Source organism: Pseudomonas putida group bacterium ESBL64 (genome assembly GCF_045277175.1).
GTDB lineage: Bacteria > Pseudomonadota > Gammaproteobacteria > Pseudomonadales > Pseudomonadaceae > Aquipseudomonas > Aquipseudomonas alloputida.
Map to the genome: position 1 here is coordinate 1793477 of NZ_CP145799.1, position 12582 is coordinate 1806058.

The following is a 12582-nucleotide window of genomic DNA, read 5'->3' on the forward strand; positions in this document are numbered from 1 at the left end:
ACTGCCTTGCTCAGTACCCTGAATGCACGGGCCCTTACAGGAGCGGCGATAGCGCCAGCCGTTACAGGCAGGTTGCAGCAGCCGCTCGGCGCTGCAGGGCCACGCCGTCGTTCTGCTTCGCGTAGTAATCCACACGCGTCCCGCCCGACTGCGGGTAAACGTCCACGAACGCTTCGGCCTCACGGGTAAACACGGTGAACCCGCCCTGCTTGCGCGGTTCCAGGTAGCCGCTGGCGTCATCACCGAACACCTTCTCTTCCTGCCAGCTGAACTGGATGCACTGGGCCACCAGCTCTGGCGCCTTGTGCGAGTCGAGCTGCGCAGTCGGCTTGCCGCCACGCGCCGTTTCCATGGTCGCAGAAGCACAACCGGCCAGCATCAGCACCGCAGCCAACGGCAGAATCGCACGCATGTTCCATCCTCGGGGTCGCGAAAAAGAAGGCGACTCTAGCACTGGCAGGCATCCCGAGTGAATTGCCACGCACTTGCCGCTGTCGCAGATAAGACATGCCATCACGAGGAACGCATCATGAAACTGCACTACCTGCTACTCGCCGCCCTGCCTTGCCTGCCCCTGAGCGTCAGCGCCGCCCCCTCGAGCGAAGAAAGCATCACCGCCCCCGAAACCCACAACCGTGAACTGAACGTCGGCGACAAGGCTCCGGACCAGTACAAACGCGATGACCAGGCCGTCAAGGACTGGAAAGCCAAAGGCCTGCCCGAACCGGAAAAGGAAAGCCACTGGGTGCGCATGGGCAAGCATTACGTGCTGGTGCAGATCACCAATGGCGTGGTGCTGGCGATTCAACCGGCATCCTGATTCAACATGCCCTGGCCAAGGCGACCCATTGCAGGGCACCTCGCCGCCGGCCAAGTGCGCTTGGAACGCGTCGATACGCCAGGGCTGATCGCGGGACGCACAATTTTTTTGCCCACCCAGGAAACCAAATCGATCGGCCCCAGTCTTAAAAGGTGCCCCGTAAACCTATGCGGATCAAGGACCTATATCGTGCTCACGCGTCTTGCAAGCCTTTCTCTGGTTGCTGTTGTTCTGCTGACCGCAGGTTGCCATAGCCATCGCTACCATGATGACGACGGCTGGCGTGACCGCGATCGTGACCGTGACCATCGCCACCACCACCGCCATGACCGCGACGACGATGACGATCGGCAATACCGCGGTGACCGCTACTACCGCTGAAGCGTCCTTTCAGCCCTGACCTGCCGCTCGTTGCGCGGCAACTTATCCTGATGATTCCTTTGAGGTTCGTATCATGCGTCTGACTCTGCCTTCCCTTGCCCTCGGCCTGCTGCTGTGCCAGGGCGCTTTCGCCGGTGACGGTACTGCCGCCATTGGCGGTGGCCTGGGGGGTGTCCTGGGCAACGTTGTTGGTCAACAGCTCGGCGGCAAGACCGGCGCAGCCATCGGTGCCGGCGTTGGCGGCGCAGCCGGCAGCGCTGTCGGTGCGCGCAAGGGCAACCGTACCGAAGCCGCCATTGGCGGTGGCCTGGGCTCGGCTGGCGGCTCGCTGCTGGGCGGCGCAGTAGGCGGCAAGACCGGTTCGACCGTGGGTGCCGGCCTGGGCGGCGCGGCCGGTGGTGCCCTCGGCAACCATCTGGGCGACGACAACCGCGGCAGCAAGAAGCACCACCGCCACCGTCACTGACCCCGTGACCGGAGGGCCGCATAGCGGCCCTTTTTGTTGCAGCACATCAACACCCCCTTCACGACAAGCTGGCACACTGACTGCTACTGTCTATCGTGCCCGTGTGAAGGAACACCCCCTCCCCATGAACCATGAGTTGCTCTGGGTCCTCGGCCTGCTGGCCATCGTGATTACCCTGTTCGTCATCAACCGCCCACGCATGGACGTGGTCGCGCTGCTGGTGATTCTCGCCCTGCCACTACTCGGCATCCTTACCGTGGAACAGGCCCTGGCCGGGTTCAGCGACCCCAACGTGGTGCTGATCGCCGCCCTGTTCGTGATTGGTGAAGGCTTGGTGCGCACCGGCATTGCCTATCGCATCGGCGAATGGATGAGCGAGCGGGCCGGCAATAGCGAGGCGCGCCTGCTGGTACTGCTGATGGTGGCGGTGGCCGGGCTGGGATCGATAATGAGCTCCACCGGCGTGGTGGCCATTTTTATCCCGGTGGTGCTGAGCATCGCTGCGCGCCTGCAGCTCTCACCCAGCCGCCTGATGATGCCACTGGCTTTTGCCGGCCTCATCAGTGGCATGCTCAGCCTGGTCGCCACACCGCCCAACGTGGTGGTGCACAGCGAGCTGGTACGCCATGGCGAAGCAGGGTTCAGCTTCTTCAGCTTTACCCCGTTTGGCCTGGTGGTGCTGGTGCTGGGTATCGGGTACATGCTGCTGACCCGCCACTGGCTCAACGGTGAAGTGCGCAAGGACGGCCGGGTGGAAAGCCGCCGCACCTTGCTGGATCTGGTCCTGGACTACAAGCTCAACGGCCGTGAACGACGCCTGCGCATCCGCCCTCAGTCGCCGCTAATCGGCCACAACCTTGGCGAGCTGAAACTGCGCACCAGACACGGCGCCAACGTGATCGGTATCGAGCGCCAACACAAGTTCACCACGCGCGTGATCGCGGCCGACTCGGGCACCGTACTGCATCAGGGCGACGTGCTGCTGCTCGACCTGTTCGCCAAGCATGACGACCTGCGCAGCCTGTGCCAAACCATGCAACTGGAGCCGCTGCACTTCAAGGCCGCCTACTTCATCGATCAATCCCAGGATTTGGGAATGGCTGAGGTCTCGCTGCCACCCGGCTCGCAGTTGATCGGCAAGAGCATCCTCGAACTGGCGTTTCGCACCCGCTATGGCCTTAACGTGGTCGGCCTGCGCCGCGATCAGGCCGCTATCGAAGAGCAACTGGTGGAAGAAAAGCTGCGCCTTGGCGACACCCTGCTGGTGGTCGGCCCGTGGAAGGCGGTACGCCAGTTGCAGAGCAAGCCCAAAGACTTCCTGGTCCTGAGCCTTCCCGCCGAGATCGACCTGGTCGCACCAGCCCGCACCCGCGCGCCGCAAGCGTTGCTTAGCCTGGCGGTAATGGTCGGGCTAATGGTCAGCGGCGCCGTACCCAATGTCATTGCAGCGCTGATCGGCTGCCTGCTGATGGGCGCAGGCCGTTGCATCGACATGAACAGTGCCTACCGCGCCATCCACTGGCAAAGCCTGGTGCTGATCGTGGGCATGCTGCCCTTCGCCCAGGCGCTGCAGAAAACCGGCGGCATCGACCTGGCGGTGGGTGGGCTGGTGAACGTGCTGGGGGGTGCCGGCCCCAGCGCCATTCTTGCCTGCCTGTTCGCCGTCACCGCAGTGATCGGGCTGTTCATTTCCAACACCGCCACCGCTGTTCTGATGGCACCGGTGGCTGTCAGCACTGCAGCGCAGCTGGGCATGTCGCCCTACCCGTTCGCCATGACCGTCGCGCTGGCCGCGTCGGCGGCATTCATGACGCCGGTGTCATCGCCGGTCAACACGCTGGTGCTTGGGCCGGGGCAATACCGCTTTGCTGACTTCGTCAAGATTGGCGTGCCGTTCACCGTGCTGGTGATGCTGGTTACCGTCGTGATGGTGCCGTGGTTCTTCGGGTTGTGAGGAAAGCAGCCAGGAGTAGAGGCTATTTGACATTATCGCAACCGATCGCGGCAGATTGACATCAACCACCGTGACCCAACACACTGCAGGTAATTATCCCAGGTGCTCCATCGCGTTGTCCTGGATTTCGTTTCCGCTTGCCGGTCGAGTTCATGGTTTTTCCAGCCCAATCGCGCGTGTTGCCTTATGTCGTTGTACTTGGCGTGACCTTCGCCCTCACCCTGGGCGGCATCCTGGCACGCCCGATCGAATCGCTGTCGCTGTTCTGGCCAGTGAATGCGGTACTGGCCGGCGTACTCCTGCGCTACCCCCGTCAAGCCACGTTTACGGGCTTTTGCCTGGTGTGGCTGGCCATGGTGGGGGCCGACCTGCTGTGTGGCAGCGCCTGGGGGCCGGCTCTGTGGTTCAACCTGTGCAATCTTGGCGTGGTGGTCACCCTCTGGCTGCTGATGTCGCGCTTGCCACGCATGCACCGGCGCATGCGCAGCCCGCACGGCGTGCTTAGCGTGTTCGCCGCCTGCGCCGCCGCTGCCATGGTGGCGGCCAGCATGGCAGCGGTAATGGCCGCACCGTGGTTCGAACAGTCGTTGCGCGCCACCTGGCTAGCCTGGTTCAGCGAACAGTTCTCGACCGGTGTGCTGGTACTGCCGGTGCTGCTTACAGCGCCCTCGGTGCGGGCCTTGGTGCGCGGCGGCGCGCAACCCATCCGCCTGGCGCCGTTGCTGGTGCTGCTGGCCTCGCTGGCGTTCAGCATCGCCTTTGGTGGCCCTGGGGCCATTGCCTTCCCGATTGCCGCGTTACTGTGGTGTGCCTGGACCTACTCACCGTTCCTGGTTTCATTGCTGACGCTCACGGCCGGCAGTACGCTGATTGTGGCTGTGGCGCAAAACCTCATGCATTTCAGCGTGCCGCAGAGCGAACCTGGGGTTACCACGCTGATGTCGGCGCGCCTGGGCATCGCCATGCTGGTGCTCGGGCCGCTGGTGGTGGCCTGCGTCAGCCAGGCCAACCGTAGCCTCATGGCCCGCCTGGCGCACCAGGCCACCGTCGATCACCTCACCGGTGTGCTCACCCGCAGCGCCTTCACACGCCGCGCCAACGCGCTGCTGGAGAGCCGTCAACAGCACGCCCAGGCGCTGCCGCTGACCCTGATGATGCTGGACATCGACCACTTCAAGTCAATCAACGATGCCCATGGCCATGCAGTCGGTGACCAGGTGCTGCGCCAATTCGCCAGCACCCTCCAGGACCAGTTGCACAACGATGAGCTGATCGCACGCCTGGGTGGCGAAGAATTCGTTGTCATCCTGCCCGGACTTGCGCCAGAGCGGGCCAACTTCATCGCCGAACGCCTGCGCCGCGCCATCCAAGACCTGCACGTGGTACAGGCCGACCAGCGCCTGCAGATTACCGTGAGTATCGGTGTGGCAGGCTGCGACGCAGACATGCCGGCCCCCAGCCTCGACGAACTGCTGGCGAGTGCCGACCAGGCGCTGTACCGGGCCAAGGCCCGGGGCCGCAACCGCGTCGAACAGGCCGAAGCACAGCGCCTGGTGATCTGAACTAGCCGGCCAGCAGGTCCCACGAAAGCTTGGCGATCAGCACACACAACAGCACCAGGAACAGCCCGCGGACAAACCCGGCACCCTTGCGTACCGCCAGCCAGGTACCGGTCAGCGCGCCGAGAATGTTGCACGCCGCCATGGGCAAGGCTATGGCGTACAGCACGTTGCCTGTCGGTACGAAGAACACCAGTGCCGCCAGGTTGGTGGCAATGTTCACCACCTTGGCCGAAGCCGAGGCGTGCAGGAAGTCCAGGGCGAAGAAGCGGATGAACAGGAAGATCAGGAAGCTACCGGTACCCGGGCCGAACAGGCCATCGTAGAAGCCGATAGCGCCGCCGATCAGCACTGCCAGGCACTGCTCCTTGCGGCCGACCTGGGCAGGTGTGTGCAAGGTGCCGAAGTCCTTCTTGCAGAAAGTGTAGACAGCCATCAGCACGATCAGCACCAGCACCGCCGGGCGCATGACGCTGGGGGGTACCAGCGACACCGTGGCGGCCCCCGCGAACGACATGACAAAGGCACTGAGTGCCGCCGGTACGATCAACCCCCAATCCAGCGTCACTTTACGGATGAACGAGCGGGCCGCGAAGGCCGTGCCGCACACGGACGCCAATTTGTTGCTGCCGAGCAATGCGGCCGGTTGCGCGGAGGGCAATACGTTGAACAAGGCCGGGATCTGGATCAGCCCGCCGCCACCCACCGCGGCGTCGATCAACCCAGCGGCGAAGGCGAACACAGAAAGCACAGCAATATCCATCATGACGCGGTTCCAGGCAGTGAAGACGCCTGCAAGGCTAATCAAAGTGGCACACTTGTGTTGAAATGCCATATTGCGATAACTGCAACGAGGAGCAGGCCATGGCACTGGACATGCTGCGGGAAATCCAGGCGTTCGTCAGCGTGGCGCACAAGCGCAGCTTCGTTGCTGCCGCCCGCGCCCTGGGGCGTTCACCCAGCGCAGTTACACGCGCGGTACACACCCTGGAAGACAATGCGGGAAGCAAACTGCTCAACCGCAACGCCAACGCCGTCACCCTGACCGAGGCCGGCGAGCGCTTGCTGCCGCATGCCGAACGCTTGCTGGATGTGCAACGCGATGCTGCCGACGAACTGGCCGCGCTCAGCGGCAGCGCCCAAGGCTGGATTCGCTTTGCCGCGCCGCAACTGCTGGGAGAGCATGTGCTACCGCAAGTGCTTGCCGAGTTTTCCCGCCGCCACCCTCAGGTGACCCTGGACGTGCAGTACAGCGACGAAGCCCTTGACCCGCTGCAAGGTAAATTCGATTTCGTGGTGCGCGGTGCCTTCCCGCAATCGAGCGAGCTGATCGGCTACCCGCTTTGGCCCTACCAGCGCCACCTGTATGCCAGCCCGGCATATCTGGCCCTGGCTGGTACACCGCAACACCCGGAAGACCTGGAGGGACACACCTTGATCCTGCATACCGCGCCACGCATCCTCAAGGCCTGGCACTTTTGCCACGATGACCAGATCACCAGCCTGCGCCCCAGACCCCGGCTTCGCTTGGGCTCAGGAGGCGCGGTATACCACAGCACCCTGGCTGGCGCCGGCATCGCCCGCCTTGCCGCCTGGGTCGGCGAAGCACAGGTCAAGGCCGGCCGCCTGGTGCGGGTGTGTCCGCAGTACCGCCTGACGTCCAGCAGCGGCCAGGACCCACAGATGCATGCTGTGTACCCTGCCGGCGAGTTGCCGACGCGGGTACGTGACTTGCTGGCAGCCATACGCCGAGCCGGCCCGCTCCACTGAAACAGGCCATAAAACAACTGTTCAATTTCTGCTCAATTTAACAGAGCCCGCCGCGGGTCTGGCTTGCAGCACTTTATCCACAGACCTACCCACGTTTTTTGTGGACAGATTTCCCAGCGTAAAGAACGACTTATCGCACAAGCAGACACGCCGAATTGGCCAATTTGGCCAGCTCGATCCACGCCTGCGTACCGCGCGTATCGACGCCAAAGCCAAACTCCACCGAATGCGCAGCGGCGGGAGCTAAACGAGGCTTCTGCACTTGAGAATGACTTGCACCTACTGCTGATCCAGCAGTGCAATCAAAGAGATTACCGGCCATTTGCCGATGGATTGGGCCCGTCGCTTGAAGTGGACGGGCCGCGCAGGGGAAAAAGCAGTGAACTCAGCTTGGCGGAATGGTGCCAAGAATACCAATCAGAATGGTCAGCAGCAGAAAACCACCCAGGAACAGCGCCAGCTTGCCCATTGGAACCTCTACAGTTGTGATGCGGGAATGGGCACATTGTCGAGCTTGGGCTGATACGGTTACAGATTCAGGTTTATGGAAAAAAAGCGGATCAGATGTGATGCGCAGATGCCGCTGGGCTGGATTCAGCCGCAGTGGTTGACGCTGAGCACCTGTCGCTCGCGGGCCGGGAATTGATACATGAAGTTTCTAAACACGCCTGCAGTACCTGCGTTAAGTGCGCTGCCCCTCGAAAGCGCCTGAACCCAGCCAATACGGTAGATTGAGCTTGTTTGGGAGGACACGATCTGAAACACGGTTTGTAGGATTGTTTACCGCACGCCGTAGGAAATGGCGTGGCAATGAGTCTTGCCTGTATGAAACATCAGTTTCTCCGGCAAATTCGAGCTGCTACGGTCCATTTTTCCTACAACGGTACGGAAGCCTACAGCGTGAGAAAAGCATGGACTCGTTCAAAACCTCTGCACTGAAGTTGCAGAAAAATCTGCTTAACCTGCGCGTTGAGCGTGAGCGCTTAAGAGGTGAAGGCAAGGACAAGGAAGCGGATCAACTCACTGGGCCGATCGCTCGGCTTGAGGAGGCCCTTCGGCAACTGCCAGATAGCCTGAAGCCCGACACCTTGCAGTGACCTGCAAGGGCAATTGTCATGCTCCACAGCTCAAACCTACCCATCACCGTGCAGGAGCAGCCTTGCGCTGCGAAGAGGGCGGTCAGGCAAACGACTGCCTTAGGCCGTAATTGCTTCTTCGCAGCACAAGGTTGCTTCGGGAACCGAGCTGGCGCCGGGCCATCTACCCCCTCAGAACACCTTGATCGTGTAACTCAGAATCAAGCGGTTCTCATCGATATCTGTCCGGTAGTTGGAGCGCGCCATCACGTTGCGCACCCGTATCCCAAGCCCGGCCAACGGCCCGCTTTGCACCACGTAGGCCAGGTCCAGGTCACGCTCGCGGTCACGCCCTTCAAAGCCCAGCCCTGTGTCCACGTCCCGCCCCTTTACATAACGCAGGGTCGACGTCAGCCCCGGAAGCCCCAACGCGACAAAATTGTAATCATGGCGCACCTGCCACGAGCGTTCACCCGGCGCCGAGAACTCATAGGTCGGCAGCGTATTACCCATCGGGTTGGTGTTGGCGCCTACCTGGATAAAGCCGTCATCGCCGCCGATCTGCTGATAGCCCACATAGAAGGTATGCCCGCCGGTCTTGGCCGAGAACAGGCTGAACAGCGCATGGTTATCGTAGTCGCCAGCCACCTTGCTCCCGTCCTCGCGGGCATCGAAGTAGCCGGCATTGACCCCCAGCGTCCAGCCCCCGATCGGCTCGGCATGCTTGAAGCTGTAGAAGCGCTGCTGGTAGATATCCTCCAGCTGCGCCTGCCAGACACCGACGCTGGTACGGTTGTCGTTGAAGACATAGTCGGCCCCCACGTAGTTGAACCGGTCGCTGGTAAAGCGCGCCAGCCGCGCCGGGTTGATCGGGTCGTTGACCAGCGCGTACATCTTCTGGCTGTTGGACGAGTCGCGCAGGCTGGTGGAGCGGAACTGGCCGGCGTTCAGGGTCAACCCGGCGAACTCGCGCGACTCCAGCATCGCGCCCTGGTAAGTCGGCGGCAACAGGCGCAAATCGCTGAACAGCAGCACCGGCAGGTTGGGCATCAACTCGCCCACCTTCAGCTCGGTTTGCGACACCTTGAACTTGATCGCCGCACCCAGGCGGCTGTATTCGTCCGCCGACTTGCCGCTGTCCAGACTGGGCAGCAACCCGGACCGGGCATGTTCCGGGCTGCTGTCGAGCTTGAAACCCAGCAGGCCGGTAACATCCACACCCACGCCAAGGGTGCCCTGGGTATAACCGGAGCTGGCATTGAGGATAAACCCCTGCGCCCATTCCTGGGTGCGCGACTGGGTGCTGGCGCCTTTGATATCGGCATAGTCGCGGCTGAAGAAGTAATTGCGCACCTGCAGCGTGGCGCGGGCACCTTCGATGAAACCGGCCTCTTCTGCCGTGGCCTCTGCACACAAAGCGGCGGCAATACAACCGCCGGCCAGGCGTGCAGACGAAGAAAAACGCGGCGCAGTGAAACCTTGCATAGGGCTACTCCTGGATTTGGGCAACAGCAACCCGGCGCGGCGGCACTGCATGGCCACCGGCGTGCGGGTTGCATCGAGAGAGGTCGGCAGGCGGGCCCCCGGCCCGCCTGCCCTGCCGTTGCGTGAAGCGCTGGGCCGCTAGCGGTTGACCAGCTTGGCCGGCAAGGCGATGACCAGGAAGCAGCTGAGGATCAGGCAGCCGGCAAACACCCACAGCGCAGCGTGCGAGGTGCCGGTGAGGTCGGTGACCACGCCCATCAGTGAGTTGCTCACCAGGCCGGCGATGTTGGCTACCGAACAGGCCAGGGCAAAGCCGGTGGCGGCTGCGGTGCCTTTGAGGAAGGTCGCCGGCAGGCTGAAGAACACCGGCACCGCGCCGATGATCGCCGCCGAGGCAATGGCGAACAGCACCACGGTCATCACCAGGTTCTGGCTGAACAAGGTGCTGCTGGCCATGGCGATTGCACCAATGATGAACGGCACGATGATGTGCCAGCGGCGCTCGCGGTGGCGGTCGGAGCTGGCCCCGATCATGAGCATGCCAGCCAGCGCGGCCAGGCTTGGAATGGCCGTGAGCAGGCCGATATGGAAGGTGTCGCTGACGCCCGCATCGCGGATGAAGGTCGGCATCCAGAAGCCCATTGCATAGGCGCTGAGCAGGATCGAAAAGTCGATACCACCGAGCATCCACACCTTAAGGTTGAAGAAGCCATCGCGGAAGCTGTGTTTGCTGTCCTTGCCCTCGGCATCGTCGGCGGCCAGGTCTGCCGCCAGTTGTGCCTTGTCGTCAGCCGACAGCCACTTGGCCTGCTGAAAATGGTTAGGCAATGCCCAGAACGTGAGGATGCCGAGCAAAACGCTGGGGATCGCCTCCAGCAGGAACAGCCACTGCCACCCATGCAAACCTTGAACCTGGTCGAAATGCCCCATGATCCAGCCAGAAATCGGCCCGCCAATCACGCTCGACAACGGCAGCCCGATCATGAACAGGGCAATGATGCGCCCGCGGCGATAGGTGGGGTACCACATGGTCAGGTAGTACAACACGCCTGGCAGGAAGCCGGCCTCGGCCGCACCCAGCAGGAAACGCAGGATATAGAACTGGGTGGTGCTGGTGACGAACATGGTGCAGGCCGACAGCAGGCCCCAGGTGATCATGATGCGGGCGATCCACAGCTTGGCGCCAACGCGCTGCAGGATCAGGTTACTCGGCACTTCGAAGATGATGTAGCCGACGAAGAACAGCCCTGCACCCAGGCCATAGGCCGCTGTGCTGAACTGCAGGTCTTCGAGCATCTGCAGCTTCGCGAAGCCGACATTGATGCGGTCCAGATAAGCTGCGAGGTAGCAGAAACACAAGAAGGGGATGAGCCTCCAGGTGATCTTGCTGTACAGCGCTTTCGTGCCATGGTCGATGTCACTGTGGACCGTGGTTGCATTCGCAATTGGCATTTCCTGTCTCCTGGCGGGCGACTTTGTGGTTGTTTTAAGGCCAGCAGTTTTCGACGCGCCGGGCACGCCGCGCATTCTACGCGGCGGGCCTGGACAGCGCCTGAAGACCCCGAGTGCTCCTGCGGGGCGACCACCCGGACAGCAGGCGGTCATGGACGGGCTTCCCGCACCGGTCCTTGATTGTTATTGGATAGGCGCTGCCCGGCGTTCAGCCGGCCAGGTGCCTGAGTTGCTGCATGGCATCCTGCCGGGTGACGACATCACCGTACTTGCTGTCGATGTCGAACAGGTTGGCTTCGTGCGGGTCGCTGTGGCGGTCACCGACACACTCGCGCACCACGATGGTTCGAAACCCGTGCTGCATGGCATCCACCGCACTGGCGCGGATGCAGCCGCTGGTCGAGCAGCCAGCCAGCACCACGGTATCTACCCCCTGTGCATGCAGCAGCGGGGCCAGGCTGGTGGCGAAGAAAGCGCTGGCGTACTGCTTGCTCAGCACCACCTCCCCTGCCTGTGGCGCAACGGCCTCGCAAAAGGCTGCCAGCGGGTTGCCTTCGACCATGTCCTTCATCACCGGCGCCTTGCGCACCCACACGCCGCCGTCAGCAAAATGCGGCGGCTGGTAACGGATGTTGGTATGCACCACCAAGGTACCGCAGTCGCGGGCCAGCGCCAGCAGGCCGGCGGCCTGCTCGACCGCTGCGACCACGCCCGGGGCGTACAGCGGTGCGCCCGGGGTGGTGTAGCCCTGCATGAAGTCGATCATCAGCAGGGCCGGCTTGCGGCCAAAGCCGATGCGCTGGCCCCACACACCCTGGTAGTTGTCACGGGCGCTTTGTGCGTCGCTCATGTCCGTCTCCCGATTTCAGTAGGCGCCCGACAGCAAGGCACCGGCGCCCGGCACGATCGGCTCCAGGTCCAGCGCCTTGAGCATGGCGTAGGTGGTAGCGATTGCAGCGGTGACCACCGGCTTGCCGGTTTGCGCCTCGACCTTGGCCACTGCCGGCAGCGATTGCATCTGCACGCACGCCGACAGCACCACCACATCGACGCCTTCAAGGTCCATGCCGGCGACGATGCCCGGCAGGTTGGCCGGGTCGTGACGGGCCACGGCGAGGTTGTCGGGGATTTCCAGCGCGCGCCAGTCCTGCACCTCGAAGCCTTCTTCGCGGATGTAGTTCACCACCAACTCGGTCAGCGGCTTCATGTACGGCGCGACGATGGCAATGCGCTTGGCCTTCATCACATGCAAGGCCTCGACCAGCGCCCCGGCGCTGGTGATCACCGGTGCCAGTGCATCATTGTCGGCGGTGGCCTGCTGCAGGCGCTTTTCAGATTGGCGGTGATAGCCCAGCCCCATGGCCATGATCGCCACAAGGCAGGCATAGCCCAGCACATCGACCTTGGCATCGGACAGCTCGACTGCGCAGCGGTCGGACTCGGCGTCCATCGCGGCCAGCTCTTCCTTCTTCACCTGCTTCATGCGCATGCGGCTGGAATGGAAGGTGAACCGCTCGGGGCGGATCGCCTGGCGCGCGTTGAGCATCGCCGGAATTTCGGTTTCCATGGTGGTGTTCGAACTCGGCACGATCTGGCCGATGCGGTATAGCTGGGTCATG

General features: G+C 62.8%; 13 protein-coding genes. 7 read left to right on the forward strand and 6 right to left on the reverse strand.

Annotated elements, in window-relative coordinates:
• Positions 1–61: 61 nt before the first annotated feature.
• Positions 62–412 carry a hypothetical protein gene (locus tag V6093_RS08345; protein WP_012051882.1) on the reverse strand — a complete coding sequence of 117 codons (351 nt, stop codon included), beginning with the start codon at positions 410–412 and terminating at the stop codon, positions 62–64.
• A 117-nt stretch (positions 413–529) separates the two neighbouring features.
• Here V6093_RS08345 and V6093_RS08350 point away from each other — a divergent pair, with 117 nt between their 5' ends.
• The 5 genes from V6093_RS08350 to V6093_RS08370 all read left to right on the forward strand — a co-directional run bounded on the left by V6093_RS08350 (position 530) and on the right by V6093_RS08370 (position 5183).
• Positions 530–820 (forward strand): RcnB family protein, encoded by a 291-nt coding sequence (locus V6093_RS08350; protein WP_003251088.1) that lies wholly within the window; start codon positions 530–532, stop codon positions 818–820.
• Positions 821–1009: 189 nt separating this feature from the next.
• Positions 1010–1201 (forward strand): hypothetical protein, encoded by a 192-nt coding sequence (locus tag V6093_RS08355; protein WP_080580367.1) that lies wholly within the window; start codon positions 1010–1012, stop codon positions 1199–1201.
• 73 nt (positions 1202–1274) lie between these two features.
• On the forward strand, positions 1275–1667 hold the full coding sequence (locus tag V6093_RS08360) for a glycine zipper domain-containing protein (protein WP_003251091.1): 393 nt from the start codon (positions 1275–1277) through the stop codon (positions 1665–1667).
• 124 nt (positions 1668–1791) lie between these two features.
• On the forward strand, positions 1792–3621 hold the full coding sequence (locus V6093_RS08365; RefSeq protein WP_047604718.1) for an SLC13 family permease: 1830 nt from the start codon (positions 1792–1794) through the stop codon (positions 3619–3621).
• Positions 3622–3758: 137 nt separating this feature from the next.
• Positions 3759–5183 carry a GGDEF domain-containing protein gene (locus tag V6093_RS08370; protein ID WP_003251095.1) on the forward strand — a complete coding sequence of 475 codons (1425 nt, stop codon included), beginning with the start codon at positions 3759–3761 and terminating at the stop codon, positions 5181–5183.
• Position 5184: 1 nt separating this feature from the next.
• On the opposite strand, the gene V6093_RS08375 is transcribed toward V6093_RS08370, so the two are convergent.
• On the reverse strand, positions 5185–5946 hold the full coding sequence (locus V6093_RS08375; protein WP_003251098.1) for a TSUP family transporter: 762 nt from the start codon (positions 5944–5946) through the stop codon (positions 5185–5187).
• A gap of 98 nt (positions 5947–6044) precedes the next feature.
• Between V6093_RS08375 and V6093_RS08380 the strand changes: the two genes are divergently transcribed.
• Together V6093_RS08380 and V6093_RS08385 are read left to right on the forward strand one after the other, a co-directional pair.
• Entirely contained in the window at positions 6045–6950 is a 906-nt protein-coding gene (locus V6093_RS08380) for a LysR substrate-binding domain-containing protein (protein WP_406669766.1), read from the forward strand.
• A 911-nt stretch (positions 6951–7861) separates the two neighbouring features.
• On the forward strand, positions 7862–8047 hold the full coding sequence (locus V6093_RS08385) for a hypothetical protein (RefSeq protein WP_004577268.1): 186 nt from the start codon (positions 7862–7864) through the stop codon (positions 8045–8047).
• 171 nt (positions 8048–8218) lie between these two features.
• Here V6093_RS08385 and V6093_RS08390 read toward each other — a convergent pair whose 3' ends face one another.
• The 4 genes from V6093_RS08390 to V6093_RS08405 form a co-directional block, all read right to left on the reverse strand.
• The gene (locus V6093_RS08390; protein WP_047604719.1) at positions 8219–9511 is read right to left on the reverse strand and encodes an OprD family porin; all 1293 of its coding nucleotides are present in this window, start codon (positions 9509–9511) and stop codon (positions 8219–8221) included.
• A gap of 138 nt (positions 9512–9649) precedes the next feature.
• Positions 9650–10963, reverse strand: coding sequence for an MFS transporter (locus tag V6093_RS08395; RefSeq protein WP_003251108.1), 1314 nt, complete (start codon positions 10961–10963; stop codon positions 9650–9652).
• 208 nt (positions 10964–11171) lie between these two features.
• On the reverse strand, positions 11172–11813 hold the full coding sequence (locus V6093_RS08400; protein ID WP_003251109.1) for an N-carbamoylsarcosine amidohydrolase: 642 nt from the start codon (positions 11811–11813) through the stop codon (positions 11172–11174).
• A 15-nt stretch (positions 11814–11828) separates the two neighbouring features.
• Positions 11829–12581 (reverse strand): maleate isomerase, encoded by a 753-nt coding sequence (locus V6093_RS08405; RefSeq protein WP_003251112.1) that lies wholly within the window; start codon positions 12579–12581, stop codon positions 11829–11831.
• Between the last annotated feature and the right edge of the window lies 1 nt (position 12582).